The sequence below is a fragment of the Streptomyces apocyni genome (assembly GCF_009739465.1).
In the GTDB taxonomy this organism is placed as follows: Bacteria; Actinomycetota; Actinomycetes; order Streptomycetales; family Streptomycetaceae; genus Streptomyces; species Streptomyces apocyni.
In genome coordinates this window covers 132,728-157,833 of sequence record NZ_WHOM01000065.1, presented here as the reverse complement: position 1 = coordinate 157,833, position 25,106 = coordinate 132,728, and the positions used below count along the sequence as shown (strand labels likewise).

At 71.0% G+C, this 25,106-nt stretch carries 28 protein-coding genes; 11 read left to right on the top strand and 17 right to left on the bottom strand.

The annotated features are described in order from the left end of the window. Positions 1–151: 151 nt before the first annotated feature. Positions 152–304, top strand: a complete 153-nt coding sequence (locus GCN81_RS31955) for a hypothetical protein (RefSeq protein ID WP_197287709.1) — start codon at positions 152–154, stop codon at positions 302–304. A 75-nt stretch (positions 305–379) separates the two neighbouring features. On the opposite strand, the gene GCN81_RS19680 is transcribed toward GCN81_RS31955, so the two are convergent. The 4 genes from GCN81_RS19680 to GCN81_RS19665 form a co-directional block, all read right to left on the bottom strand. Then, positions 380–985 carry a MarC family protein gene (locus tag GCN81_RS19680; protein ID WP_156725921.1) on the bottom strand — a complete coding sequence of 202 codons (606 nt, stop codon included), beginning with the start codon at positions 983–985 and terminating at the stop codon, positions 380–382. 99 nt (positions 986–1,084) lie between these two features. Continuing rightward, positions 1,085–1,948, bottom strand: coding sequence for a PHP domain-containing protein (locus tag GCN81_RS19675; RefSeq protein ID WP_156725920.1), 864 nt, complete (start codon positions 1,946–1,948; stop codon positions 1,085–1,087). A 74-nt stretch (positions 1,949–2,022) separates the two neighbouring features. Continuing rightward, entirely contained in the window at positions 2,023–2,664 is a 642-nt protein-coding gene (locus GCN81_RS19670) for a DUF6758 family protein (RefSeq protein ID WP_156725919.1), read from the bottom strand. 209 nt (positions 2,665–2,873) lie between these two features. Then, positions 2,874–3,470 (bottom strand): suppressor of fused domain protein, encoded by a 597-nt coding sequence (locus GCN81_RS19665; protein WP_156725918.1) that lies wholly within the window; start codon positions 3,468–3,470, stop codon positions 2,874–2,876. Positions 3,471–3,957: 487 nt separating this feature from the next. Between GCN81_RS19665 and GCN81_RS19660 the strand changes: the two genes are divergently transcribed. After that, positions 3,958–5,082, top strand: a complete 1,125-nt coding sequence (locus GCN81_RS19660; RefSeq protein WP_156725917.1) for a magnesium and cobalt transport protein CorA — start codon at positions 3,958–3,960, stop codon at positions 5,080–5,082. A 47-nt stretch (positions 5,083–5,129) separates the two neighbouring features. Further along, a complete protein-coding gene (locus tag GCN81_RS19655; protein WP_156725916.1) occupies positions 5,130–5,681 on the top strand; it encodes a hypothetical protein in 552 nt (183 codons plus the stop codon). A 28-nt stretch (positions 5,682–5,709) separates the two neighbouring features. On the opposite strand, the gene GCN81_RS19650 is transcribed toward GCN81_RS19655, so the two are convergent. Continuing rightward, the gene (locus GCN81_RS19650) at positions 5,710–6,477 is read right to left on the bottom strand and encodes a hypothetical protein (protein WP_156725915.1); all 768 of its coding nucleotides are present in this window, start codon (positions 6,475–6,477) and stop codon (positions 5,710–5,712) included. A 223-nt stretch (positions 6,478–6,700) separates the two neighbouring features. Between GCN81_RS19650 and GCN81_RS19645 the strand changes: the two genes are divergently transcribed. From GCN81_RS19645 to GCN81_RS19635, 3 genes are read left to right on the top strand one after another with little or no spacing between them, the layout of a single operon-like run. Continuing rightward, positions 6,701–8,008: a magnesium transporter MgtE N-terminal domain-containing protein gene (locus GCN81_RS19645; protein ID WP_156725914.1), complete on the top strand. Its 1,308-nt coding sequence runs from the start codon at positions 6,701–6,703 to the stop codon at positions 8,006–8,008. After that, a complete protein-coding gene (locus GCN81_RS19640) occupies positions 7,998–8,600 on the top strand; it encodes a DUF1003 domain-containing protein (protein WP_156725913.1) in 603 nt (200 codons plus the stop codon). The genes GCN81_RS19645 and GCN81_RS19640 overlap by 11 nt, the downstream gene beginning before the upstream one ends. 42 nt (positions 8,601–8,642) lie before the next feature. Continuing rightward, positions 8,643–9,791 (top strand): Mrp/NBP35 family ATP-binding protein, encoded by a 1,149-nt coding sequence (locus GCN81_RS19635; protein ID WP_156725912.1) that lies wholly within the window; start codon positions 8,643–8,645, stop codon positions 9,789–9,791. Positions 9,792–9,916: 125 nt separating this feature from the next. Here GCN81_RS19635 and GCN81_RS19630 read toward each other — a convergent pair whose 3' ends face one another. From GCN81_RS19630 to sigE, 5 genes are all read right to left on the bottom strand, one after another. Next, a complete protein-coding gene (locus GCN81_RS19630) occupies positions 9,917–10,528 on the bottom strand; it encodes a hypothetical protein (RefSeq protein ID WP_231626857.1) in 612 nt (203 codons plus the stop codon). 168 nt (positions 10,529–10,696) lie between these two features. Then, complete coding sequence (locus GCN81_RS19625) at positions 10,697–11,191, bottom strand: sec-independent translocase (protein ID WP_156725910.1); 495 nt, start codon at positions 11,189–11,191, stop codon at positions 10,697–10,699. A gap of 175 nt (positions 11,192–11,366) precedes the next feature. Then, entirely contained in the window at positions 11,367–12,998 is a 1,632-nt protein-coding gene (locus GCN81_RS19620) for a trypsin-like peptidase domain-containing protein (RefSeq protein ID WP_156725909.1), read from the bottom strand. Positions 12,999–13,112: 114 nt separating this feature from the next. Continuing rightward, on the bottom strand, positions 13,113–14,060 hold the full coding sequence (locus GCN81_RS19615) for a zf-HC2 domain-containing protein (RefSeq protein WP_156725908.1): 948 nt from the start codon (positions 14,058–14,060) through the stop codon (positions 13,113–13,115). Next, positions 14,057–14,842: an RNA polymerase sigma factor SigE gene (gene sigE / locus GCN81_RS19610; RefSeq protein WP_197287708.1), complete on the bottom strand. Its 786-nt coding sequence runs from the start codon at positions 14,840–14,842 to the stop codon at positions 14,057–14,059. The genes GCN81_RS19615 and sigE overlap by 4 nt, the downstream gene beginning before the upstream one ends. A 142-nt stretch (positions 14,843–14,984) precedes the next feature. On the opposite strand from sigE, the gene GCN81_RS19605 reads away from it, so the two are divergent. Continuing rightward, on the top strand, positions 14,985–15,701 hold the full coding sequence (locus GCN81_RS19605; protein ID WP_156725907.1) for an O-methyltransferase: 717 nt from the start codon (positions 14,985–14,987) through the stop codon (positions 15,699–15,701). 127 nt (positions 15,702–15,828) lie between these two features. On the opposite strand, the gene GCN81_RS19600 is transcribed toward GCN81_RS19605, so the two are convergent. Continuing rightward, on the bottom strand, positions 15,829–15,996 hold the full coding sequence (locus tag GCN81_RS19600) for a DUF3117 domain-containing protein (RefSeq protein ID WP_003966491.1): 168 nt from the start codon (positions 15,994–15,996) through the stop codon (positions 15,829–15,831). A gap of 346 nt (positions 15,997–16,342) precedes the next feature. Between GCN81_RS19600 and chcB the strand changes: the two genes are divergently transcribed. Next, entirely contained in the window at positions 16,343–17,143 is an 801-nt protein-coding gene (chcB, locus tag GCN81_RS19595) for a 2-cyclohexenylcarbonyl CoA isomerase (protein ID WP_156725906.1), read from the top strand. 4 nt (positions 17,144–17,147) lie between these two features. Here the strand turns inward: chcB and GCN81_RS19590 are convergent, their stop codons facing one another. Then, positions 17,148–17,753 carry a DNA-3-methyladenine glycosylase I gene (locus GCN81_RS19590; RefSeq protein ID WP_231626855.1) on the bottom strand — a complete coding sequence of 202 codons (606 nt, stop codon included), beginning with the start codon at positions 17,751–17,753 and terminating at the stop codon, positions 17,148–17,150. After that, positions 17,750–18,262: a DivIVA domain-containing protein gene (locus GCN81_RS19585; RefSeq protein ID WP_407697992.1), complete on the bottom strand. Its 513-nt coding sequence runs from the start codon at positions 18,260–18,262 to the stop codon at positions 17,750–17,752. Before GCN81_RS19585 ends, GCN81_RS19590 begins: the two co-directional genes overlap by 4 nt. A gap of 318 nt (positions 18,263–18,580) precedes the next feature. On the opposite strand from GCN81_RS19585, the gene folP reads away from it, so the two are divergent. Continuing rightward, on the top strand, positions 18,581–19,450 hold the full coding sequence (folP, locus tag GCN81_RS19580; RefSeq protein ID WP_156725905.1) for a dihydropteroate synthase: 870 nt from the start codon (positions 18,581–18,583) through the stop codon (positions 19,448–19,450). A 53-nt stretch (positions 19,451–19,503) separates the two neighbouring features. Here folP and GCN81_RS19575 read toward each other — a convergent pair whose 3' ends face one another. After that, on the bottom strand, positions 19,504–20,256 hold the full coding sequence (locus GCN81_RS19575; RefSeq protein ID WP_156725904.1) for an LOG family protein: 753 nt from the start codon (positions 20,254–20,256) through the stop codon (positions 19,504–19,506). 112 nt (positions 20,257–20,368) lie between these two features. Beyond that, complete coding sequence (dapE, locus tag GCN81_RS19570; RefSeq protein ID WP_156726286.1) at positions 20,369–21,448, bottom strand: succinyl-diaminopimelate desuccinylase; 1,080 nt, start codon at positions 21,446–21,448, stop codon at positions 20,369–20,371. Between the two features lie 97 nt (positions 21,449–21,545). On the opposite strand from dapE, the gene GCN81_RS19565 reads away from it, so the two are divergent. Beyond that, the gene (locus tag GCN81_RS19565) at positions 21,546–22,607 is read left to right on the top strand and encodes a heavy metal transporter (protein WP_407697991.1); all 1,062 of its coding nucleotides are present in this window, start codon (positions 21,546–21,548) and stop codon (positions 22,605–22,607) included. Positions 22,608–22,892: 285 nt separating this feature from the next. Continuing rightward, complete coding sequence (locus GCN81_RS19560) at positions 22,893–23,336, top strand: ATP-binding protein (RefSeq protein ID WP_156725903.1); 444 nt, start codon at positions 22,893–22,895, stop codon at positions 23,334–23,336. A 143-nt stretch (positions 23,337–23,479) separates the two neighbouring features. Here GCN81_RS19560 and GCN81_RS19555 read toward each other — a convergent pair whose 3' ends face one another. Together GCN81_RS19555 and fdxA are read right to left on the bottom strand one after the other, a co-directional pair. After that, entirely contained in the window at positions 23,480–24,574 is a 1,095-nt protein-coding gene (locus GCN81_RS19555; RefSeq protein ID WP_156725902.1) for a bifunctional succinyldiaminopimelate transaminase/glutamate-prephenate aminotransferase, read from the bottom strand. 116 nt (positions 24,575–24,690) lie between these two features. Next, entirely contained in the window at positions 24,691–25,011 is a 321-nt protein-coding gene (gene fdxA / locus GCN81_RS19550) for a ferredoxin (RefSeq protein WP_030020287.1), read from the bottom strand. Positions 25,012–25,106: the final 95 nt, after the last annotated feature.

The window sequence follows — 25,106 nt, the reverse complement described above, 5'->3', positions numbered from 1 at the left end:
GTCCGGGCGGTGACACAGCGAACACAAGCGACCGCGATACCGGCGAGTAGTTAGGTTCGCGAAAAATTTCCTTAGCGTAGGGAATGTTTGTACGGTGCACCTCGTTATCACTTCAGAACAACACGAGGAGTCAAACGAAGGGAGAAGCCCTGTGCGCTTCGAGATCATGCGCCTGGACGACGTCAACGGCACCGCCGTGGACAGCACCGTCGTGGACGCCGCCTCCGCCAACCAGATGGTGCGGCAGGCTGCCGCGATAGGCCAACGCATCTACATCCGCCCGGCCCAGAACACCCCCTCCTAGTCCGGTAGTCGGGGGTCCAGCCGTCCGGGGGGTCGGGGGTCCAGCTGTCCGGGGGGCCGGGGTCCGTGGGCGGGGTCAGGTGCCCTGGATCACCTGGGTGACTCCGTTGATGATCTGCTGCACGGCGATCGCGGAGAGCATCATGCCCGCGAGCCGGGTCACCAGCACCACGCCACCGTCCTTGATGACCCTGATGATCAGCAGCGAATAGCGCATGACCAGCCAGAGCACGACGTGCATCGCGACGATCGCCGCCCAGACGGAGACCTGTCCCTTGGCTCCGTCCGCGTTCTGCACCGCGAGGATCACCGAGACGATCGCACCGGGCCCGGCGAGCAGCGGCATCCCCAGCGGCACTAGGGCGACATTGACGTCCTTGGTCTGCTTCGGCTCGTCGGTCTTGCCGGTGAGCAGGTCGAGCGCGATGAGAAGCAGCAGCAGGCCACCCGCGATCATCAGCGCGGGCACCGAGACATGCAGGTAGTCCAGGATCTGGTGGCCGACCAGGCCGAAGATGGTGATCACGCTGAAGGCGACGGCGACGGCCTGGAGTGCCATCTTCCGCTGCACCTTGGCCGGACGGCCCGAGGTCAGCGCGAGGAAGATCGGGGTGACCCCAGGGGGGTCCATGATCACAAAAAGGGTGAGAAAGAGGGAACCGAAAACGGCAGCGTCGAACACAGTGAGGCCTTGCGAGAGAGGGGTGAAAGAAAAGCAAAGATGGGGAGGCACGACCATCTGGAACCCAGACGGCGGCTGAACCTGGACGGTGGAGGGGAGCTAGGCTCCCTGACCCCCCGCGCCGGGGACGGGGAACGCCCCGGCCGCGCGGCGGGTGATCTCGCCGTAGATCTCGGGGTCGGTGGTGAACTCACCGAGCACACAGGTCTTACGGCTGCCGTGGTAGTCGCTGGACCCCGTGGGCAGCAGCCCGAAGTCCGAGGCGAGGCCGCGCAGCCTGGCGCGGGTCGCCGGTTCGTGGTCCATGTGGTCGACCTCGATGCCGTCGAGGCCCGCCGCGGTCAGCTCCGCTATCACCGACTCGGGGACCACCTCGCCACGCTTGACGGCGAGCGGGTGCGCGAAGACCGTCACCCCGCCCGCTGCCTTGACCAGGCGGATCGCGTCGAAGGGGTCGAGTTCGTGCTTCTCGACGTAGGCCCGGCCGCCGTCGGCGAGCCAGTCGGGCGTGAAGGCGTCGGACACCGTGCGTACGACGCCGAGCTCGACCAGCGCCTCGGCGATATGCGGGCGCCCGACCGAGCCGTCCCCGGCGATCCGCGCGACGTGCTCCCAGGTCACCGGGACATCGAGCTCCCGCAGCTTGCCGATCATCGCCTGGGCGCGCGGCACCCGGTCGTCCCGTACCAACTCGCGCTCGCGGAGCAGTTCCGGCTCGTCGGGGTCGAAGAGGTACGCCAGCATGTGCAGCCCCACGCCGCCGAGGCGGCAGGACAGCTCGGCGCCGGTGACCAGGGTGAGCCCGGCGGGCAGCGCGGCGATGGCCTCGGCGTGTCCACGCGTGGTGTCGTGGTCGGTCAGCGCGACCACGTCCAGACCCACGGCGGCGGCGTGACGCACCAGCTCGGCCGGGGTGTCCGTACCGTCGGATGCCGTGGAGTGGGTGTGCAGATCGACGCGCACGCGGCTACTCCTGACTCGACGGGACGTACGGGGGACGCTCAAGGATAACGTCCGCGACGGCCCGTCCCGCCCGCTCAGACGCGCAGCAGACGTGGGGACAGCGCCCCGCACGGCACCAGCTCCACTTCGGCGCCCGCGTCCCGCAGATCCGTCAGCACCAGCTCGTCGTACATCAGCAGCCCCGACTGCTCCGGCCACACGACCGCCCACAGCCAGAGCCCGCGCGCCTCGCCCGCGAAGACCGCCCGGTCTTCGGGTGCGCCGGAGACATGCCAGAGCGGGGTCGGCCGCCCGGCGGCCAGTACCTTCGCCTGGGGCGGCTTCTCGACGTTCATATACGGGCCAGGGTCGGGTCCCTCGATGCCCGCGTACCGTGCGCCCAGGCCGACGCCGCTCTCCTCGGCGACCAGCACCAGCTCCCCCACACCGCCCAGTGGCCCCGGCCCCGTACAGGCGACGGCGGTGGCGCGGCCGCCGCTGCGGTCGTCACCCGCGCAGGCGACTCCGGTGAACAGCCAGCCGACGGGAAGTGGCCACGGCATCCACACCGGCACCTGCGTACGGTGCACGACGACGCCGAGCGCCTCGACGCTGGGCGGGACGACGGGCTGTAGGGGGTGCACGACCCCGTGCACATCACACTGCCAAGTGTCGGCGAAGAGGCCGGGAGCCCTGACCCGGCCACCGCACTTCGGGCAACTGGGTTCGCCCCTCATAGCGCCCAACAGTCCTCCCCGGCCGTCGCCGCGTCAAGGACGATCACCCGTCCGGGGGCCCTGAGAGCCTGCCTCTGAACCCCCGCCTGCGCAGCGACGCCCGGCTCTCACGTTCGGGCCGCCGCGACCGGCCGACCCGGTTTCTTCCACGGTCGCCTGACAGGGCCGCGCGGTCAAGACCGCCGCCACCGGCGCGCCGCGTCAGACGCTCAGTCGAGCGGTACCGACCGCCGCCCCGGGTCGCGTAGGTCCGTGCCGTGGGCCAGCCACCGCTCCTGGAGCGCCGCCGCTCCGTGCACCCGCTTGTACGCCGCCTCGTTCGAGGTCATCGGCAGCAGCGGAAGGAAGGCCACCGGCTCCATCGGCTCCGGGAGCTCCAGGTCCTCCACCAGACCACCGGGCTCCGCGACCAGTACGGAACTGAACTGCGCGCCGGGCCACAGCGGTTCGCCCACGTCGAGCGACGCGCCAGGCACCACCACCAAGCCCTCCACCTGCGGCGACACGGCGAGTACGGCCAGCGTGCGGAGCACCTTGTCGGTGTCGGCGACGCCTCCGCGCACCGTGAGCACCAGCTCGGCGCGCGGGCCGCGCACCGGATCGGCGAGCGCGGCGGTGGGGTCCGTCATCGGCTGCCCGGACATCCCCAGGGTGGCGTACCGGACCACGGGGCTGTCCGCCTCGTGGTCGACGAAGCGCAGCACCTCCATACGGTCGGTGCCAAGGAACGTCACCGCGGCTCGCGCGTCGGGTTCCCCGAGTGCGCTACGGAGTCGGGCTTCCACGAGTGCGAGAACATCAGCCATACGGCGAGCATAGAACTCGTACGGAACGCGCAAAGCGGCGCGTTGACGCGCCAGTCGGCTGATAGTCTTGGCCGCTGGTCAGGGCAGCACGCTGAAGCGTGGCCTTCGAGGGCTCGGCTTCCGAGCCCGCCAGAGGATCTCCCCTACGGGGGACCGGCCGGAGGAGGTGGGGCTGATGGATCGAAGTCGACCGTGCAGTACCACCCGTTCTTCCGCCAGGTGACCGCTCCTTCTCACCGAGGCTTCCCGTACCCGGCCCACGGCCGGGTAAACACCTGGGGTCCCGTGGCGCATCGCATGACGGAAGAGCATCTCGTTTTCGCCTGATCCGTTCCGCTTGATCTGTGCTTGATCTGTGTCAGTAGCGAAGCTGCCGCCGCGATGGTGCGGTGCCGCCCGCTTTGGCGACGTGGCCATGAGCCGTACGTCCCCATTCCGGGCTGTGCCAACCCCGGCGGGCAGCGCGCTGCGCGCGAAGGAGCCTGCCATGTCGATGATCCGCGACCTGCGTGCCGCCGTCCGCCCGTCCCTGCGCAAGAGCCGCGCCCCGTACAGCCCCTACAGCCCGTACGACACCACCCGCGACCCCGGTGTCGGCACGGCGGTCGTCGACTGCGCCGTCTACCGCGACGGCCGCCGCCTGGAGAGTGAGAGCACCCTCACCCCGCGCGAGGCGATGCTGCGGGTGCGCCGCGACGGCGGCTTCGCCTGGATCGGGCTGCACGAGCCCACCGAGGCCGAATTCGCCGGTATCGCCGTGGAGTTCGGGCTGCACCCGCTGGCCGTGGAGGACGCCGTACACGCCCACCAGCGACCCAAGCTGGAGCGGTACGACGACACGCTGTTCACGGTCTTCAAGACCATCCACTACGTCGAGCACGGCGAACTCACCGCCACCAGCGAGGTCGTGGAGTCCGGCGAGGTGATGTGCTTCACCGGGCGGGACTTCTTCATCACCGTGCGGCACGGCGGTCAGGGTTCGCTGCGCGCCCTGCGGCACCGGCTCCAGGACGACACCGAGCTGCTCGCCAAGGGGCCTTCCGCGGTGCTGCACGCCGTCGCCGACCATGTGGTCGACGGCTATCTCGCGGTCGCCGACGCGCTTCAGGACGACATCGACGAAGTCGAGATCGATGTCTTCTCCGCGCACCGCAAAGGCAGTTCGCGGAGCGCCGACGCGGGGCGGATCTACCAGCTCAAGCGGGAAATACTGGAGTTCAAGCGGGCCGTCACACCACTGCTGCGGCCGATGCAGCTGCTGAGTGAGCGGCCGATGCGGCTGATCGACCCGGACATCCAGAAGTACTTCCGTAACGTCGCCGACCACTTGGCGCGGGTGCAGGAGCAGGTCGTCGGCTTCGACGAGCTGCTCAACTCGATCCTGCAGGCGAACCTCGCGCAGGCGACGGTCGCCCAGAACGAGGACATGCGCAAGATCACCTCCTGGGCCGCGATCATCGCCGTCCCGACGGCGATCTGCGGTGTGTACGGCATGAACTTCGACCACATGCCGGAACTGCACTGGAGGTACGGCTACCCGATGGTGCTGGCCGGCATCGTCGGCACCTGCCTGGCCATCCACCGCACCCTGAAGCGCAACGGCTGGCTTTGAGGCGACTGTCCGATGGCCTGGCGAAGAGCAGGCTCTAAGCTGCCCGCATGACTGCCGCACCGGCCGCCGAGCCGACTCCCGAGCCGACGCCCGAGCAGCTCCTCGACCGTGCCCTGGTCGAGGAGGCCACCAAGAAGTCCAGCCTGATCTGGGTACGGGGCGCCGGGCGGGAGCGCGCGCTGTGGCACGTATGGCATGACGGCGCCGCGCATCTGGTGGGCGACGGGCCCGGTGAGCAGCCGCTGCCGGACATCGCTGGCGGTACGGCCGTGACCGTCACCGTACGCAGCAAGGACAAGGGCGGCCGGATCGTCAGCTGGACCGCGCGGGCGGCCGAGCTGGCGCCCCGGTCAGCCGAGTGGGACGCGGCCGTCGCGGAGCTCCAGGGCAAGCGGCTGAACGCGGTGGACAGCGACCAGCTCACGGAGCGCTGGGCCCGCGACTGCCGGGTCCTGCGCTTGGAGCCGGACGCCATCTCTACCGACCTGCCGTCCGACTCACTCGCCATACCCCCGATGGCCACCCCCGCGACCACCCGCGAGCCCGCGCCCGCGGCCCTTCCCCGGCTGCTGCGCCGGGGCCATGCCAAGCGGGCCTAGGGCAGGTTCTGACTCGGCAGACCGCGCCTCATGACGTGGGGAGTTGCTGGCCGTAGTCGACCGTCTCGTCCTTGTCCGGTTCTTCGAGGGCGACGTCCTTGCCCCAGTCGGTGAGGCGCAGTGAGCCCGCTCCCCCGGCGCGCTCCATGAGCAGCGGGTACGGCGTGCCCTCCAGGGACACCGCGAGCGTGCCGCCCGCTCCGGCGTCCCCGCTGATCCTGATGGCGCGCTGCCCCGCGACCTCGGAGCGCTCGCCCGTCGCCAGCTTGCCGTGCAGCGTGAGCAGACCCTTGAGCAGCTTGTCCTTGTCGGTGAACCCGCTCAGCTGCTGATACGCCGGGTCGCCCTGCGGCACCTTCACGTACTTGCCGTCCAGCTTGTCGGACACTCCGGCGCCGCCGCTCTTCCCGTCCTCACCACCGCGGGTCCAGAACGCGGCGTCGGCCTTCAGGAAGAGCTGCTTCCCGATCCGCAGCAGGTGGAACATCCGGTCCTGGGACGTGACCTCACCGCTGCCGCCGTCGCCCGTCAGCGCCATCTCCAGCTTGTACGTCTGCCCCTTGCTGACCAGCGACCCGGAAAGGCGGACCGAGTCCGCCGCCGCGGCCGCCTTCAGCGACCTGCTCTGGATCTTCGTCGCGGAGAGCTTGCCGATGCCGTTGGTTCCCTTGTCCGGGTCCGGAGGCGGCGGCGGGCTACTGCATCCCGCGAGCCCCGTGATCCCGGCGACCAGCCCCGCGCACACCGCGCTCACGAGTGCCCTGCGGCGGGAACGGCCCTGCGGGATGACGATCACTGTGCGGCACTGCCTCTCATTCGGGTGTCCGGGGCGGCAGTACGGCAGCGTACCCGTGTCGCCTACGTCACTCGGCAGAGAGCCTTCCAGACGCTCCACCAGGGCGGACCTGACCAGGACGGGCTAGCCTGAATCCCGTATTCCCGGCACACGGACACACGGACACACGGACACACGGACAGTCGGGCAGGCGGGCAGGCGGACAGACGAGGAGGCGCGCGGTATGGCGGGAGGCGTCCCTCGGATCTTTGTGTCGCACCTCGCCGGGATCGCCGTCTTCGACCCGGGCGGTGACTACGTGGGCCGGGTGCGCGACCTGGTCGCGATGCTCCGCGTAGGGCAGCGCCCGCCCCGGCTGCTCGGGCTGGTCGTCGAGCTCTCCACCCGGCGCCGGATCTTCCTGCCCATGACCCGGGTGACCGGCATCCAGTCCGGCCAGGTCATCACCACCGGCGTGCTCAACGTACGGCGCTTCGAGCAGCGGCCCACCGAACGGCTGGTGCTCGGCGAACTGCTGGACCGCCGGGTGCGGCTGCTGGAGTCCGGTGAGGAGGTCACCGTCCTGGACATCTCCGTACAGCAACTGCCCGCACGCCGTGACTGGGAGATCGACCGGGTCTTCGTCCGCAAGGGCAAGGGGGGCGCGCTGCGGCGCAAGGGGGAGACGCTGACCGTCGAGTGGTCGGCGGTCACCGGGTTCTCGCTAGAGGAGCAGGGGCAGGGCGCCGAGAGCCTGCTGGCCACCTTCGAGCAGCTGCGCCCGGCCGACCTCGCCAACGTGCTGCACCACCTCTCCCCCAAGCGGCGCGCGGAGGTGGCCGCCGCCCTGGACGACGACCGGCTGGCCGACGTACTCGAAGAGCTGCCCGAGGACGACCAGATCGAGATCCTCGGCAAACTCCAGGAGGAACGGGCCGCCGACGTCCTGGAGGCCATGGACCCGGACGACGCGGCCGACCTGCTCTCCGAGCTGCCCGAAGAGGACACCGAGCGGCTGCTCACCCTGATGCGCCCGGAGGAGGCCGCCGACGTGCGGCGGCTGATGGCGTACGAGGAGCGGACGGCGGGCGGGCTGATGACCACCGAGCCGATCGTCCTGTCACCGGACGCCACGGTCGCCGACGCACTCGCCCGGGTACGCAACCCGGACCTGTCCCCCGCGCTGGCCGCCCAGGTGTACGTGTGCCGCCCGCCGGACCAGACCCCGACGGGCAAGTACCTCGGCACCGTGCACTTCCAGCGGCTGCTGCGTGATCCGCCGTTCACGCTGGTCGGCTCGATGCTCGACAAGGATCTGCAGACCCTCACCCCGGAGACCTCGCTCCCCTCGCTGACCAGCTTCTTCGCCACGTACGACATGGTGGCCGCCCCGGTCGTGGACGAGAGCGGCTCGCTGCTCGGCGCGGTGACGGTGGACGACGTACTCGACCATCTGCTGCCCGATGACTGGCGCGAGACCGAGTTCGAGGAGTCCGCCCACGGACCGCACGGGCCCGCCCACGGACCGCAGGAGTCCGCGCATGGGCGGTGAGGGCGGGCTCGGCGACCGCGGTGAGCCGGGCGGGCAGAAGGAGCGCGGGCCTGGCGGTCCTGGCGCGCTGACCCGCGCGCGGGTGCGGCTCGACCAGCCGCTGCCCCGGCGCCGGTTCAAGGTGCTGCCGGAGTGGGACCCGGACGCGTTCGGGCGGATGTCGGAGAAGATCGCCCGCTTCTTGGGCACCGGGCGTTTTATCGTCTGGATGACGGTCGCCATCGTGCTGTGGCTCGCGTGGAACGTCCTCGCGCCCGAGGAGCTGCGGTTCGACGAGTTCCCGTTTATCTTCCTCACCCTGGTGCTGTCGCTCCAGGCCTCGTACGCCGCCCCGCTGATCCTGCTCGCGCAGAACCGGCAGGACGACCGGGACCGGGTCAACCTGGAGCAGGACCGGAAGCAGAACGAGCGGTCCATCGCCGACACCGAGTATCTGACCCGGGAGATCGCCGCGCTGCGGGCGGGGCTCGGCGAGGTCGCCACCCGGGACTGGATCCGTTCGGAATTGCAGGATCTGGTCAGGGACATGGAGGAGCGGCGGACGCTATTCCCGTCCGAGGCGCGTGTGCGGCGTGACGAAGGCGACCGCTGATCCTCCTTATTTCCCGCGCGCGCACGGCCGTACCATTCCTGTATGGCTACCGACACGTATCCGACCGAAGAAGCGGTGCATGACGCGCTCGCGACGGTCAACGACCCGGAGATCCACCGGCCGATCACTGAGCTCGGCATGGTCAAATCGGTGGAGATCGGCGCCGATGGTGCGGTGGCCGTCACCGTCTACCTCACGGTCTCCGGCTGCCCGATGCGCGAGACCATCACGAAGAACGTCACGGACGCCGTCGCCGCCGTCGAAGGCGTCACGCGCGTCGACGTCACGCTGGACGTGATGAGCGACGAGCAGCGGCGCGAGCTCGCCGAGTCGCTGCGCGGCGGCACGGCTGAGCGCGAAGTACCCTTCGCCAAGCCTGGCTCGCTGACCAGGGTGTACGCGGTCGCCTCCGGCAAGGGCGGGGTCGGCAAGTCCTCGGTGACGGTGAACCTGGCCGCGGCGATGGCCGCCGACGGACTGAAAGTCGGTGTCGTGGACGCCGACATCTACGGCCACTCCGTGCCCCGCATGCTGGGCGCCGACGGCCGCCCGACCCAGGTCGAGAACATGATCATGCCGCCGTCCGCGAACGGCGTGAAGGTCATTTCGATCGGCATGTTCACCCCGGGTAACGCCCCGGTGGTGTGGCGCGGCCCGATGCTGCACCGCGCGCTCCAGCAGTTCCTCGCGGACGTCTACTGGGGCGACCTGGACGTGCTGCTGCTCGACCTGCCGCCGGGTACCGGCGACATCGCGATCTCGGTGGCCCAGCTGGTGCCGAACGCCGAGATCCTGGTGGTCACCACGCCCCAGCAGGCCGCGGCCGAGGTCGCCGAGCGGGCCGGGTCGATCGCCGTACAGACCCACCAGAAGATCGTCGGTGTGGTGGAGAACATGTCGGGTCTGCCCTGCCCGCACTGCGACGAGATGGTGGACGTCTTCGGCACGGGCGGTGGCCAGCAGGTCGCCGAGGGTCTGACGAAGACGACGGGCGCGCATGTGCCGGTGCTGGGCTCCATCCCGATCGACGTCCGGCTGCGCGAGGGCGGCGACGAGGGCAAGCCCGTCGTCCTGACCGACCCGGAGTCCCCGGCGGGCTCGGCGCTGCGGGCGATCGCGGGGAAGCTGGGCGGGCGGCAGCGCGGCCTGGCGGGGATGTCGCTCGGCGTCACTCCCGCGAACAAGTTCTGATCGTTCAGATCGGTTTTCGGTCTGAACGGTCTGATCGGTTTTCGGGCGTACGCGGCTGGGGCCGCCCCTCACCAGGAGGGGCGGCCCCAGCCGCGTACTGCTGACTCGTGCCGACCCACCGCCGCTTACGCGTAGTCGGTGATGTCCTTGACCGCCGAGAAGCCCAGCCCGTACGCGCTCATGCCCCGCCCGTACGCGCCCAGGTGTACGCCACCCTGGGTGGACCCGGCGAGCACCCAGCCGAACTCCGACTCGCGGTAGTGGAACGGCGTCGGGACGCCGTCCACGGGCAGCGACAGGGTCGTCCAGTCGGCGCCCGTCAGATCGTCCGCCAGGACCCACGCGGTCTCGGTCTGCTGGTCCAGCCAGTCGTCGCGCAGGCCGTGGTCCATCTGGCCCGGCCAGGTGAAGCTGAGCAGCCCGACTCCGGCCAGCCACGCGGCCGATGAGACGGAGGTGGCCTCCATCACACCGGTGCCGTCGGCGCTGCGCCGCAGCGGGCTCGTGGGCACCGTCACCACGACCGCGAAGCGGTCCCGCTCGGAGCCCCCGTCCGTACGCAGCGTGGGCTCGTCGCCGTGTCCGGTCGAGCCGTGCGCCACGGTGCCGTCGGCCGCGCTGCCGACCTGCATCAGCCAGCGTGGCCCCGTGAAGGCCTCATCCAGGCCGTACCAGGGGAACGGCGCCAGCAAGTAGCCGTCGACCGTGCGTGCTCCTGCCTGACTCGTCGTCTTCATCAACCCGGCCGCCTCCTCGATCTCCGTCGGTCCGGAGGGCCCACCCCCCTCGGGCGTCCTCAAGTCCGGACAACAACAGAGCAGAATAGCCATACCCGTTGTCGGAGGCGGATCTCCCTGCTCTGTGCGGGTCGCTCACCGGCCACCGCGGGGGTTCAGGACAGGCTCTCAGGTGGCGTCCGCGTCGAACGGCGGGCGCTCGACCGCGGCGGGGGCCGCGCCGCCCTTGTCAAGGTTCGGGCCACCGCTCTTGCGCAGGTCGGGGCCGCTGTTCTTGGTCAGGTCCGGGCCGCTGCCCGTCGACGAGGACGTCGACGTGGACGGCATCGGCTTGCCGGGGTCGAGGCTGCGCGTGGCGTCCGTAACCTCGGCCATTTCCTTTTTCAGGTCGAAGCCGTTGCGGATCTCCTTCAGCCCCAGTTCGTCGCTTTCCAGCTGCTTGCGGATGAACGTCTTGGGGTTGAGGTCCTCGAACTCGAAGTCCTTGAACTCCGGGCCCAGCTCCTCACGGATGTCCTGCTTGGCGCTGTCCGAGAAGGCGCGGATCTTACGGATGAAGCCCGCCACGTCCTGGATGACCTTGGGCAGCTTCTCCGGGCCGAACAGCAGCACGGCCAGGACCAGCAGGGTCAGTACCTCAAGACCGCCTATGTCACTGAACACCTGGTGGCCCCTTTCGATGTCCGCGGCCGTGGGCAGAAGGTCCCGATCTGAGATCCGGGCTGGTCCACAGTACCGGGCGATGCTGTCCGGCCGGTACTGTCCGGGCGCCGTGGGGCCGACGCCCGGGTGGTGGGTGGGTGACCGGGCGAACGGGCACCCACCCAGCCGACGTTGGTCATCGGGCGTCGGCGGAGCCGAGTTCCAGGGACAGGGTCTGCTTGGCGCCGTCCCGTTCGAGGGTGAGCTCCAGGCGGTCGCCTGGGCGGTGGGCGCGGATCTTGACGATCAGCTCCTGGCCGGTACGGACGCGCTGGCCGTCGACGGCGGTGATGATGTCGCCCGGCTTGACCCCGGCCTGGTCAGCGGGGCCGCCTGGCTTGACCGCCGGGCCGCCGTCGCGGGTCTCGTCGGCGACTCGGGCGCCTTCGCCGGTGAACTGGGTGTCCAGGGTGACCTCGATGACCGGGTGGGTCGCCTTGCCAGTGTTGATCAGTTCTTCGGCGACCCGCTTGGCCAGGTTCACGGGTATGGCGAAGCCCAGGCCGATGGAGCCCGCCTGGGCGCCGCCGCCGTCCGGGGCGCCTCCGCCGCCGCCCGCGGAGCGGATGGCGCTGTTGATGCCGATGACGCGGGCCTTGGAGTCGACCAGGGGGCCACCGGAGTTTCCGGGGTTGATCGGGGCGTCGGTCTGCAGGGCGTCGACGTACGACACATCGCTGCCGTCGCCCTCCTCGCCGCCCGCGGTGATCGGCCTGCCCTTGGCGCTGATGATCCCGGAGGTGACGGTGTTCGACAGGTCGAAGGGGGCGCCGATGGCCACCACCGGGTCGCCAACCTGGACGTTGTCGGAGTTGCCGAGTGGCAGCGGCTTGAGTCCTGAGACGCCGGTGACGCGGACGACGGCGAGGTCATAGCCCGCGTCCTTGCCGATGAGCTTGGCCTTGGCGCTCTCGCCGCCGCTGAACGTGACCGTTATCCGGCCGTCCGACCCTGCGGGGTCCACGACGTGGTTGTTGGTGAGGATGTGCCCCTTGTTGTCCAGCACGAAGCCGGTGCCGGTGCCCTGCGCGCCGCCGCCGCTCACATGCAGGGTGACCACACTGGGTACGGCGCTCGCGGCGATCCCGGCGACGCTCTCCGGGGCGCGGCCCTTGTCCTCGCGGTCCGCCTGCGGAAGGCTCACGTCGGTCAGGCCGCCCTTGCGCTCCACGTACGCGCCGACGCCGCCGCCCACGGCGCCCGCGAGCAGGGCGATGGCGAGGGCTCCGATCAGCAGCGCGCCGCGCCGTGGCTTACGGGCGGGGGCGGGCTCGGCACCGGTGGGATGCAGCAGCGGCTGCGGCTGCGGGGAGCTCCACGGGTCGTACTGCTGCCAGGCGCCGGTGGGTGCGCTGGCGGGTGCGGCGGTGGGTGCGCTGGCGGGTGCGGCGGTGGGTGCGCTGGCGGCGCCGCCTGGCGCGCCAGCACCGGCGTTCAGCCCCGTCTGTGTGGCGGCGGGCGGTACGGCGGTGCCGTGGGCCGGGGTGGCCCGGGGGTGCTGGACGGGCGGCGCGAGGGCCCAGGGGCCGGGCTCACCGTAGGGCGGTGTGCCGTACGGGTCGGGGGCGTGCAGCGGGCGGCGCTCGGCGTCCGCGGCGCTCTCCGAAGGCTCCAGGGCCTCCGGGTTCTCCGAGGTCTCCGAGACCTCGGAGATCCCGGGCTGCGGCGACGGGTCCGGTGACGGTTCAGTGGCGGCGGCACCCTGCTGGCCTTGCCGAGGACGGCTCCACCATTCCGTCTTCGACCCAGTGGGCTTCCCCTCGTCCATGTTCTCCCCACAGCTGGTGCACGGCGCGGCCAACGGGCCAGGAGGCCCCCGCATTGGCGGGCGTAGCCCACCAAAGAATTCAATCAGGTTTACGAGGGTGCGTGCAGCGGCCGGTCAGCCACCGGCCGCGCGGGTGTCGCCCAGGGGCGCCGACGGGGCTGGTGCCGCCGAAGGGGACGGACGGGTCGGGTGCGGTGATGCCGCCTCGGCACCGCCGCGTATCAGAGGCCAGAGCGCGGCGTCCGAGGCGAACAGCGGATAACCGCTGCTGGAGAGCAGCGGTGCGGTGTACGGGCGGGTGAGCGCCTGCGGCGAGCGCTGCTGGACGCCGGGCACCGCGGGGCCCGTGACGCCGGGCGACGCGACGGGTGCGGCGAGCACGCCGAAAGCCTGCCCCTGGGACGCCGCGAGCTGACCGCCGCGGCGCCGCTGGGTCTCAGCACCGCTGGCGGCGCCACTGCCCGGCGCGCGCTGCTGCGGGCTCGCCTTCGCGCCCCGTGCCTCGGCGGACTCGGCCGGTGTCGGGGCGCCGGTTGACACGCCGCCGAGCGCGAGCGCGGCCAGCGACACCGCCCCCGCGGCCGCGAAGGCGAACCTTCGCCCGCGCGACCCCCCGGAGCGCTCCGCCGCCCCGGAGCGGCCGACCTCATGGATACGGAAGCCCCGCTCGGCCGCCGGGCCGGACACGAGACCGCCGTGGGAGCGAGCGGGGCCGTATCCGAAGCTGTCCTGGCGCACGGCGAAGACGCCTTCGGCTCTCCCGAAGGCGTCGGTGGCGAGGAGACCGTCCAGCGGCGCGCCCGAGTCCCCCCGCCCATCGCCGCCGTCGGAGGGGAGCCCCTGGAGCCGGGCCAGGAAGCTGGCGGACGGGCCAGGGGGCGCGGTCGAGGCGAAGACCGTTTTCAGACGGCGTTGGGCATCCGCCTCGGCCTTGCATTTGGGGCAGGTCGCGAGGTGCGCGAGAACCCGCTCACGGGTGTCATGGCCCAGCTCGCCGTCCACCAGGGCGGCGAGGCGGTCTCCGAGATGCTGCTCGGCAGGCGTCGGACAGGAGCCGTTCACGCGGTCGCGCCCCCTCCCTCCAGAGCTGCCCCGGCGGCGGAGACGGCGAGCGAGCGGCGCTCCGCACGGGCCTGGGGCGAACGGTGCTGCAGGGCCTTGCGCAGCTGGGACCGGCCGCGGTGGATACGGCTGCGGACCGTGCCCAGCTTGACGCCCAGCGTCGCGGCGATCTCCTCGTACGAGAGCCCCTCGATGTCGCAGAGGACCACGGCCGCGCGGAACTCGGGTGCCAGGGTGTCCAGCGCGTGCTGGACGTCCGCGTCGAAGTGGGTGTCCTGGAAGACCTGCTGCGGGGACGGCTCGCGGCTGGGCAGCCGCTCGGCGGCGTCGTCTCCCAGCGCGTCGAACCGGATCCGCTGCTTACGGCGGACCATGTCCAGGAAGAGATTGGTGGTGATGCGGTGCAGCCAGCCCTCGAAGGTGCCGGGCGTGTACGTGGACAGCGAGCGGAAGACGCGGACGAAGACTTCCTGCGTGAGGTCCTCGGCGTCGTGTTGGTTACCCGTCAGACGGTAGGCGAGGCGGTATACCCGTGCGCTGTGCGTGCTGACGATCTCCTCCCAGGTGGGCGGAGTCCACGCCTGCGAATCCGCGTCGGCGGCAAAGGTCGCGGTCTGAGCGGAGTCGGGAAAGCGGGAACGGACGTCAGCGGTGTTGGTCACGGATTTCGGCTCGCCCGCCGACCTGAGAAGGCGCCGCCAGCGCGGCACTCCGCCCCGGTCACCGGCCGCAGCCGCACCTCCCCTGTCGGCTCTGGTGGTGTCCAGTGGAGCCCCTACCATAGCCACCTCGCCCGTTAGCTCCGGATAAGCGTTTTTACGTGAATTTGGAAGTCCGCGGCGCGGCTCGGCCCCGCTGACGGGTCGCTTCCTCTTCACCTCCTCATAACGCCCGGTCCCATCTGCGGGTTCCCGGCGCCAACGGATACAGTCACGGGCGGGTCAAGGCCGTCGTACAGCCGCCGTACGACCGCCGGGCTACCGCCGACCACGGGGACAGGAGAGGCTCATTACCGCCAACCGGCAGACGAGCTGGGCGTTCGCCGACGCCTTTGTCGCCGAGGACGAAGCGCTGCTCTGGGCCAGGGACCGGGCCATCGAGTCAGGGCTGCGCGCGGTGTCGCCCGGCACGGGCGCCGCGCTGCGGATGCTCGCGGCGACCGCGGACGCCAAGGCGGTGGCCGAGATCGGCACCGGGACCGGAGTGTCCGGCATCCATCTGCTGCGCGGAATGCGCCCCGACGGCGTCCTGACGACGGTCGACCCGGAACCCGAGCGCCAGCAGTTCGCCCGTCAGGCGTTCCGTGAGGCCGGGTTCGCCAGCAACCGCGCGCGGTTCATCCCGGGCCGCGCCCTGGATGTGCTGCCCCGCCTCGCGGACAGCGGATACGACCTCGTCTTCTGCGACGGCGACCGGTTCGAGTGCCTGGAGTACCTCGCTGAATCGTTGCGCCTGTTGCGGCCCGGCGGTCTCGTCTGCTTCGAGGGCGTCTTCGCTGACGACCGTACGGTCGACTCGGGGCCACAGCCCGCCGAGGTGGTCAAGCTACGGGAACTGCTGCGGGCCGTGCGGGAGAGCCCGGACCTGGTGTCCTCGCTGCTGCCGGTGGGCGACGGGCTGCTCTGCGCGGTCCGGCGCTGACCGGGCGCTCCCTGAGCTGACCGAACGCTACCTGGCAGGCGCGCTCCGGCCCTGACGAGCCGGACACAGCACCGCCCCGGCACCCTGTTAGGGTGCCGGGGCGGTGAAAAGTGAAGGGCGCTTTCGCTCAGCCGACGACCTTCTTGAGGGCGTCACCGAGCGCGTCGGCTTCATCCGGGGTCAGCTCGACGACAAGCCGACCGCCGCCTTCGAGCGGAACGCGCATGACGATGCCCCGCCCCTCCTTGGTCACCTCGAGCGGGCCGTCGCCCGTCCGCGGCTTCATGGCCGCCATGCTCGTTCCCCTTCCTGAAACCAGCTCATCGCAGCCGGCGGCCCCATGAGAGGTGCTGTGTCACCGGCATCGAACACATTGCTTCCAGGTCATTATCCCGCATCGCGGGACCCGATGAACAACATCAGTCTGCATCGCTTGCGCAACGCGCTTGAGCAAAACCACACAATTCGGCGATGTGGCTGCGATACTGCGCCCCTTCGGGCACCTGGCCGCCCCCGAAATGTTTGACGCAGGTCACACCCTCGGGCGTCTGCCACCGCCGTGGGGTCTCCGTCATGCTGTGCTCTGCACGCATTTGATCTCGATCGACGCCGACTGATCCCGACGAAGGAGACTCCCCACCATGGCCGACACCGTGCTCTACGAGGTGACCGACGGGCTCGCGACGATCACGCTCAACCGTCCCGACGCCATGAACGCCATGAACACGGAGGCCAAGGTCGCCCTGCGGGACGCGGTCCAGGCGGCCGCGGCGGACTCGGCGGTGCGCGCGGTGCTGCTGACCGCGACCGGGCGGGCGTTCTGTGTCGGGCAGGACCTCAAGGAGCACATCGGCACCCTCGCCGCCGACCGTGAGGCGGGCACCGGCGACACGATGAGCACCGTACGGGAGCACTACAACCCCGTCGTCCGGGCGCTCACCGAGATGCCCAAGCCCGTGGTCGCCGGGGTGAACGGCGTCGCCGCCGGTGCGGGCTTCGGCTTCGCGCTGGCCGCGGACTACCGCGTCGTCGCGGACACCGCCTCCTTCAACACCTCCTTCGCCGGGGTCGCCCTGACCGCGGACTCCGGGATCTCCTGGACGCTGCCACGTGTGGTGGGGCCCGGCCGGGCGGCTGACCTGCTGCTGTTCCCGCGCTCCATCAAGGCCCAGGAGGCGTACGAGCTGGGCATCGCGACCCGGCTGGTACCGGCGTCTGAGCTGGCGGCTGAGGCGGCGAAGGTGGCCCGCGAGCTCGCCGCGGGCCCGACACTCGCCTACGGGGCGATCAAGGAGTCCCTCGCGTACGGGGCGGGCCACACGCTCGCCGAGACGCTCGAGAAGGAAGACGAGCTGCAGACCCGGGCGGGCGCGTCCGACGACCACGCGATCGCCGTCCAGGCCTTCATCGCGAAGGAGCAGCCGAAGTACCTGGGACGCTAGGAGGTCAGGCCTTGCCGCGGAACGCGCAGGTCTCCAGGTGGTCGTCGACCAGGCCGCAGGCCTGCATCAGGGCGTAGGCCGTGGTGGGCCCGACGAAGCGGACACCGCGCTTCTTGAGGGCCTTGGCGAGGGCCGTGGACGCGTCCGTGGTCGCGGGGACGTCGGAGATCCGCTGGGGGGCCGGGCGCGTCGCGGGGTCGGGAGCGTACGACCAGATGAGCGCGTCGAGCTCGCCGGTGGGCCAGTCCGCGAGCACGCGCGCGTTGGCGAGGGTGGCCTCGATCTTGGCGCGGTTGCGGATGATGCCGGGATCGGCGAGCAGCCGGGCCGCGTCCTGGTCCGTGAAGGCCGCGACCGATGCGATCTTGAAGTCGGCGAAGGCACGGCGGAAGCCCTCGCGGCGGCGCAGGATCGTGATCCAGGACAGGCCCGACTGGAAGGCCTCCAGGGACAGCCGCTCGAACAGGGCGTCGTCACCGTGGACCGGGTGGCCCCACTCCTGGTCGTGGTAGGCGATGTAGTCGTCCGCCGAGAGGGCCCAGGGGCACCGCGGCCTGCCGTCGGGGCCCTCAGGGGCGGGTGCGGGTGTCAGCGCGGGCGCGTCGCTCACGGCTGGCCATCCTCAGACGGACCGGAGGGAGCTGGCGGACTGGACGGAACTGGCGGACCGGACTCCGCCTCCGGGGCCGAACCTGAGGCAGGACCAGAGGCAGAACCAGCTGCCGGGCCATCCGCCGGTCCTGGCACCGCGTCCTGCGGAGAGTAGTCGTCGAAGAGGCCCGGGCCGCTGACCGCCGTCGCCTGGGACCCGGCCAGCGCCGCCTCCAGCTCGGCGATCCGCGCGTCCCGCTCGGCCAGCTCCGCGCCGAGGCGGTCGAGCGCGTCGTCCACATCCGCCATGCGATAGCCGCGCAGGACCATCGGCAGGCGCAACGCCTGGACGTCGACCCAGCCGACCGGGCGGCCCGCGGGCAGCGGGTCCGCGACAAGCTCGGGCGCCGCGTCTTGGAGCGGCGCCGACTCGCCGCCGCCCAGTACGGCCAGGGCGACCGCGGCGACGACCACCACCAGCGCGATGAGCAGGAACCAGAACACGACCATCTCCCGGGAGCGCGCCACTTTCTACTGTCCAGGTCCGATCGTGCCATGCGCCACCGACAGTTAGGGTCTGCCCGGCGGATCAGACCGGGCTGGACGCTCGGTGCGCTGTCTGTGCTGCTGAGCGGGGCGTGGTGCGTGCAGCTGCAAGGCGGAGGATTGAGGCGACGCGGAGCGTCGGTGATGGACGACAACGCCGAGGGGGTCCCTCCCTCCCGCCCGAGCTGAACGAAGCGAGTTCGAGGGTGGGGGCGCGCGTGCCACGCCCCGCGACCCCGGCATGATCCGCCGGACAGGCCCTAAGGTCACAGGGCGACCGATGCGAGGAGGAACCAGGGCATGCAGAGCCCGCTGCGGCTTGGACGGCGTGAGTTCGGCGCCCACGAGCCAGTGATCATGGCGATCGTCAACCGGACCCCTGACTCCTTCTACGACCAGGGCGCCACCTTCCGTGACGAGCCCGCGCTCGCCCGGGTGGAGCAGGCAGTGTCAGAGGGTGCCGCCATCATCGACATCGGTGGCGTCAAGGCCGGTCCAGGCGAGGAGGTGACGGCCGAGGAGGAGGCCCGGCGTACGGTCGGGTTCGTCGCCGAGGTGCGCCGCCGCCACCCGGACGTGGTGATCAGCGTCGACACCTGGCGGCACGAGGTCGGTGCGGCGGTCTGCGAGGCGGGCGCGGACCTGCTCAACGACGCGTGGGGCGGGGTCGACCCCCGGCTCGCCGAGGTCGCGGCGCGCTACGGGGTGGGGCTGGTCTGCACCCACGCCGGAGGCTCGGAGCCGCGGACCCGGCCCCACCGGGTCACGTACGAGGATGTGATGGCCGACATCCTCACGGTGACCCTGGGGCTGGCCGAGCGGGCCGTCGCGCTGGGCGTGCCCCGGGAGTCCGTACTGATCGATCCGGGGCATGACTTCGGGAAGAACACCCGGCATTCGCTGGAGGCGACGCGACGGCTCGGCGAGATGGCCGAGACGGGCTGGCCGGTGCTGGTCTCCCTGTCCAACAAGGACTTCGTCGGGGAGTCGTTGGACAAACCGGTCAAGGAACGGGTGCTCGGGACGCTCGCGACCACGGCGGTCTCGGCGTGGCTGGGTGCCCGGGTCTACCGCGTACACGAGGTCGCGGAGACCCGGCAGGTCCTGGACATGGTCGCGTCGATCCAGGGCCACCGGGCACCCGCGGTGGCCCGTCGCGGGCTGGCCTGACCCACCGGGCCCCATGACCCGCCGGACGCCCCCTAGGGCCTGTCAGACAGGCCCTAGCGGCCGACCTCCTTGGCCACCATGGAGACCGCCTCGTCGACGTCGTCCGTGACGTGGAAGAGCAGCAGGTCGTGCACGGAGGCCTTGCCCTGGGCCACGACGGAGTCGCGTAGCCAGTCGACGAGGCCGCTCCAGTACTCCGTGCCAAACAGCACGATCGGGAAGCGGGTGACCTTGCGGGTCTGGACCAGGGTGAGTGCCTCGAAGAGCTCGTCCAGGGTGCCGAGGCCGCCGGGGAGCACCACGAAGCCCTGCGCGTACTTCACGAACATCGTCTTGCGGACGAAGAAGTAGCGGAAGTTCATCCCGATGTCGACATGCGGGTTGAGTCCCTGTTCGAAGGGCAGCTCGATGCCGAGGCCGACCGAGATGCCCTTGGCCTCCCGCGCGCCCTTGTTCGCCGCCTCCATCGCGCCCGGCCCGCCGCCCGTGATCACCGCGAACCCGGCCTCCGCGAGCGCCTTGCCGAGCCGCACGCCCGTCTCGTACTCAGGTGAGCCGACGGGGGTGCGCGCGGAGCCGAAGACGCTGATCGCGCTGGGGAGTTCGGCGAGCGCGCCGAAGCCTTCGACGAACTCCGACTGGATGCGCATCACCCGCCAGGGATCGGTGTGCACCCACTCGGAGTCGCCACCTTCGGTGTCGAGCAGCCGTTGATCCGTGGTGCCGGGCGTGACTTGGTCGCGCCGCCGCACCACAGGGCCCAGGTACTGCTGCTCCGGCGGGCCCTGCTCCTCTGGAATGGCCATGGAGAACACCTTCCGCTGACGGTCTTGGTTCAGGGTAGGACGGGTGAGGTGGGGAGCGAGGCAATTAACGGATACGAAGGGATACGAAGGGCTACGTCGGGAGGCCGGGAGGTCAGGAGGTCAGCCAGCCGCGCAGCCGCTCTTCGGCGATCGGGATGTCCGAGGCGCGTACCCGTTCGTCCGCCTTGTGCGCGAGCAGCGGGTCCCCGGGGCTGTAGTTCACCGCGGGCACCCCGAGCGCGCTGAAGCGGGACACGTCGGTCCAGCCGAACTTGGGCCGGGCCAGGCCGCCGACGGCCGCCATGAAGGCCTTGGCGGCCGGGTGCGTGAGCCCGGGGCGGGCGCCGCCGGTGTGGTCGTCGACGATGAACTCGTCGATGTCGCAGTCCGCGAAGTAGTCACGGACGAACGCGACGGCCTCCTCCTCGCTCCGGTCGGGGGCGTAGCGGAAGTTGACGGTCACAGTGCAGGAGTCGGGGATGACGTTGGTGGCGACGCCCCCCTCGATGCGTACGGCGTTGAGTCCCTCGTGGTACTCGAGGCCGTCCACGACCGGCTTACGGGGCTCGTAGGCCGCCAGCTTCGCGAGGATCGGAGCGGCGGTGTGGATGGCGTTGGAGCCCATCCACGCGCGCGCGGAGTGCGCTCGCTCCCCCTTGGTGCGCAGCAGCACCCGCAGGGTGCCCTGGCAGCCGCCCTCCACCTGGCCGTCCGTCGGCTCCAGGAGGACGGCGAAGTCGCCCGCCAGCCAGTCGGGGTGGGCGGCGGCGACGTGTCCCAGGCCGTTGAGGTGCGCGGCGACCTCTTCGTTGTCGTAGAAGACGAAGGTCAGGTCGCGGTTGGGCGCGGGCACGGTCGCGGCGATCCGCAGTTGTACGGCGATCCCGGACTTCATGTCGCAGGTGCCGCACCCCCAGAGCACCCCGTCCTCGTCCAGCCGCGACGGCACGTTGTCGGCGATCGGCACGGTGTCGATGTGCCCGGCGAGGATCACCCGCTCAGCGCGGCCCAGGTTCGTACGGGCCACCACGTTGTTGCCGTAGCGGTCGACGGTGAGGTGCGGCAGGGTGCGCAGCGCGGCCTCGATCGCGTCGGCGAGTGGCTTCTCCTGGCCGCTCACGGACGGGAAGTCGACGAGCCGGGCGGTCAGGCGCGCGGCGTCCAGCGTGAGGTCAAGCGGGGTGTCAGGCACGTTCTCAGGCGGGGTCTCAGGCATGGCTGTGACCCTAGCGTTCCGGTTCGATCGCTGAGGCTTTGGCCGAATCCCGGACTCCAGTACGGTGGGCCGCGTGTCCGAACAGCCCTCCTCTTCCATCGGGCGCGGCCGTCTCCTGAGGATGGGGGCGGCCGTCGCCGTGCTGCTGGCCCTCGCGGGCTACCTGGCAGCCCACTACACCGGCGGCGGCAAGCGCGCCCCCCGGTGTGTTGTCGTGTCCGCCGCCGGTGACGGGGGGACCTATGAGTTCGGCGTCGATCAGGCGGTGAACGCCGCGACGATCTCGGCGGTCGGCACCGCGCGCGGGATGCCGGAGCGCGCGGTGACGATCGCGCTGGCGACCGCGCTCCAGGAGTCCGGGCTGCGGAACATCGACTACGGCGACCGTGACTCGCTCGGCCTGTTCCAGCAGCGGCCCTCGCAGGGTTGGGGCACCAAGAAGCAGATCATGGACCCGGCGTACTCGGCGGGCGAGTTCTACAAGCACCTGGCGGAGATCCCTGGCTATACGCAACTGCCGCTGACGGACGCCGCACAGCGGGTGCAGCGCAGTGGCTTCCCTCAGGCGTACGCCAAGCACGAGCCGGACGCCGCGCTGCTGGCCGCGGCGTTGACCGGCCGGGCCGCCGCCTCGCTGACCTGCGGGGTGAGCGAGGGCTCGGGCAGCGGGGACGCGGGGCGGGTGCGCGAGGCGCTGACCCGCGACTTCGGGCGCGAGGTACTGGCGGGCACCGGGGCGGCGGACGACGGCAAGAGCGGCAACACCGCGCCGGACGCGGGTGGCACGGGTAGCACGGGTGGCTCGGGTGGCGGCGGTGACTCGGCCGTCGCAGGCGACGCGGGCGGGGACGCGGCAGGGCGCACCGTGTCCGTACCGGTGGCCGTGGCGGACGGGGACGGCGGGGACGGCGACGGCGGGGCGCGGCGCGGCTGGGAGGTGGCGCAGTGGGCGGTGGCCCAGTCGTCCGTCCTGCACATCGAACGGGTCGTGTACGCGGGCCAGGAATGGACCGCCGCGAGCGACCTCGGCCGGAAGTGGCGCAGGACGAAGAACGCGGAGTCAGCGTCAGGGACGGGCACGGGCACGGGCAAGGGGGCAGGGTCGGACGAGGTTCTGCTCGTCATGTTCAGGTGATCGCGGTTCCCTCGATCGGGGGAAGCGGATCACACGAGGACGACGTTCCGCACGGAAGTTGACGCCCGCACGCGACCGTCCGCCACAGTCCGACGAATCCCTTGGGAACACGGGCCTGTGCGGATTTTCGACCCTCCGAAGACCGCCCCGTTCGTCCGCTTTTCACCGCAGGTGATTATGCGATGCATTACCAACTCTTTACGTTGTCTTACCGCAACCTTCGGCGACTTCGGGCGGTAGTCACGGCGTCCGTACGCCAGTCTTCCCTCCGTCCGAAGGAGCAACATGTCCCTCCCCCTGACCCGTCGAATCGCCCGCGCCGCGCTGCTCGTCGCCGCAGGAGCGGTACCCGCGGTCGGTGCTGCCGGTACCGCGAGCGCCGTCGAGCTCCCGGCCACCGACAACCTGGGCGGACTGACCCAGCTGGACAACGCCGCTGGCACCGTCGACGGCGCGGCCCAGAGCGTCACCGAAGTCGCGGGTGAGGCCGGTGGCAACGCCGTCAAGAAGTCCGCTCCCACCGCGGGCAAGACCGGCGGCAAGGCCGTCAGCAGCACCGCGCCGCTCGCCCAGCAGGCGGGTGGCGGAGCCGCTGAGGTGGTCGGCGAGACCGCGCAGTCCGCCACCGACGGCGGGCTGCCCACGGAGTCGCTCATGGGCGGGCTGCCCGTCGGTGGCGGTGGCCTGCCCACCGACCAGCTGCCGGTCGGGAGCCTGCCGGTCGGCTGAGCCGCACCCCCTGCGGCGTACCACCCGCACGGAGAACGCGCGGAGAACGCACGGAGCGGGCCCGGAGTGCACAACTCCCGGGCCCGCTCCGTGCGTTCGCGCAGGTACGCGCAGGTACGCGCAGGTTTCGCGCGAGTGCCTGGCTACCCCAGGCGCTCCACGGCCGCCGCGACCCGTTCGTCCGTGGCCGTGAACGCCACCCGTACGAACCGGTCCCCCGCCGGGCCGTAGAAGTCCCCCGGAGCCACCAGCACACCCAGCTCGGCGAGATGGGCCACAGTGTCCCAGCAGGACTCGTCGCGGGTCGCCCACAGATACAGGCTCGCCTCACTGTGCTCGATACGGAAGCCGTGCCGCACCAGCGCCGCACGCAGAGCGCCACGGCGGGCCGCGTACCGGGCCCGCTGCTCGGCGACATGGGCGTCATCCCCGAGCGCCGCGATGGTGGCCGCCTGCACCGGGGCGGGCGTCATCATCCCGCCGTGCTTACGGATCTGGAGCAGCTCGCCGAGCACCGCCGCGTCACCCGCGAGGAACGCGGCACGGTACCCGGCCAGGTTGGACCGCTTGGAGAGCGAGTGGACGGCGACCAGGCCCTCATACGAGCCACCGCAGACATCCGGGTGCAGCACCGAGACCGGCTCGGCCTCCCAGCCCAGCTCCAGATAGCACTCGTCGGAGACCAGCAGGACGCCGTGCTCCCGCGCCCAGGCCACGATCCGGATCAGCTCGTCCTTGGCCAGCACCCGACCGGTGGGGTTCGATGGCGAGTTCAGCCAGAGGAGCTTCAGACCGTCCGGATCGAGCTCGGTGGGGTCCTCGTACGAGACGTACTCGGCCCGCGCCAGCCGGGCGCCCACCTCATACGTCGGGTAGGCCAGCCGCGGATAGCCGACCCGGTCGCCCGGACCCAGGCCGAGCTGGGTCGGCAGCCAGGCCACCAGCTCCTTGGAGCCGACGACCGGCAGCACGTTCTGGTGCGCGACGCCGCGCGCCCCGAGCCGCCGCCCACACCAGCCCGCGATCGCGTCCCGCAGCTCCGCCGTACCCCACACCGTCGGATAGCCCGGCGAGTCCGCGGCCGCGACGAGTGCCTTCTGAATCAGCTCGGGGACCGGGTCCACGGGCGTACCGACCGAGAGGTCGACGATGCCCTGCGGGTGGGCGGCCGCGGTGGCCTTGTACGGCTCGAGCTTGTCCCAGGGGAAGACCGGAAGGCGGTCGGATACTGCGGACACAGAGGGCAACCTTCTTGTATCGGGCGGATGTACGGAGGACGGGGGCGGGCTGCGGAAACGCCTCGGTCCCGTACGGCGGTGGGTGCCGTACGGGACCGAGGCGGCGCGCTACGCCGTTACTGGTTCTGCGGCGGCAGCGCGGCGATGAACGAGTGATCCCGCTCGATCAGGCCGAGCTTGCTGGCACCACCGGGCGAACCGAGCTCGTCGAAGAACTCGACGTTCGCCTTGTAGTAGTCCTTCCACTCTTCAGGAGTGTCGTCTTCATAGAAGATCGCCTCGACCGGGCAGACCGGCTCACAGGCTCCACAGTCGACGCATTCGTCCGGGTGGATATACAAGGACCGCTTGCCCTCGTAAATGCAATCGACCGGGCACTCCTCGATGCACGCCTTGTCCTTGACGTCGACACAAGGCTGCGCGATGACGTAGGTCACGCTGTCGTTCCTCCTCGGTAGGGCGCCGGCGGGCCTCCTCAGGCTCCGCCGCCTGGCGCGCGGGAGCGCGGCGTCGTCGATGCCCGCACCTAGTA

What these genes read in the sequence shown, in the direction of transcription:
- GCN81_RS19560 (WP_156725903.1), top strand. Translation starts at nt 22,893, where the DNA reads ATGTCCCTCCCCCTGACCCGTCGAATCGCCCGCGCCGCGCTGCTCGTC.
- GCN81_RS19645 (WP_156725914.1), top strand. Translation starts at nt 6,701, where the DNA reads ATGGCGGGAGGCGTCCCTCGGATCTTTGTGTCGCACCTCGCCGGGATC.
- folP (WP_156725905.1), top strand. Translation starts at nt 18,581, where the DNA reads ATGCAGAGCCCGCTGCGGCTTGGACGGCGTGAGTTCGGCGCCCACGAG.
- GCN81_RS19575 (WP_156725904.1), bottom strand. Translation starts at nt 20,256, where the DNA reads ATGGCCATTCCAGAGGAGCAGGGCCCGCCGGAGCAGCAGTACCTGGGC.
- sigE (WP_197287708.1), bottom strand. Translation starts at nt 14,842, where the DNA reads ATGGTAGGGGCTCCACTGGACACCACCAGAGCCGACAGGGGAGGTGCG.
- GCN81_RS19660 (WP_156725917.1), top strand. Translation starts at nt 3,958, where the DNA reads ATGTCGATGATCCGCGACCTGCGTGCCGCCGTCCGCCCGTCCCTGCGC.
- GCN81_RS19655 (WP_156725916.1), top strand. Translation starts at nt 5,130, where the DNA reads ATGACTGCCGCACCGGCCGCCGAGCCGACTCCCGAGCCGACGCCCGAG.
- GCN81_RS19600 (WP_003966491.1), bottom strand. Translation starts at nt 15,996, where the DNA reads ATGGCGGCCATGAAGCCGCGGACGGGCGACGGCCCGCTCGAGGTGACC.
- chcB (WP_156725906.1), top strand. Translation starts at nt 16,343, where the DNA reads ATGGCCGACACCGTGCTCTACGAGGTGACCGACGGGCTCGCGACGATC.
- GCN81_RS19665 (WP_156725918.1), bottom strand. Translation starts at nt 3,470, where the DNA reads ATGGCTGATGTTCTCGCACTCGTGGAAGCCCGACTCCGTAGCGCACTC.
- GCN81_RS19640 (WP_156725913.1), top strand. Translation starts at nt 7,998, where the DNA reads ATGGGCGGTGAGGGCGGGCTCGGCGACCGCGGTGAGCCGGGCGGGCAG.
- GCN81_RS19670 (WP_156725919.1), bottom strand. Translation starts at nt 2,664, where the DNA reads ATGAGGGGCGAACCCAGTTGCCCGAAGTGCGGTGGCCGGGTCAGGGCT.
- GCN81_RS19620 (WP_156725909.1), bottom strand. Translation starts at nt 12,998, where the DNA reads ATGGACGAGGGGAAGCCCACTGGGTCGAAGACGGAATGGTGGAGCCGT.
- GCN81_RS19630 (WP_231626857.1), bottom strand. Translation starts at nt 10,528, where the DNA reads ATGAAGACGACGAGTCAGGCAGGAGCACGCACGGTCGACGGCTACTTG.
- GCN81_RS19635 (WP_156725912.1), top strand. Translation starts at nt 8,643, where the DNA reads ATGGCTACCGACACGTATCCGACCGAAGAAGCGGTGCATGACGCGCTC.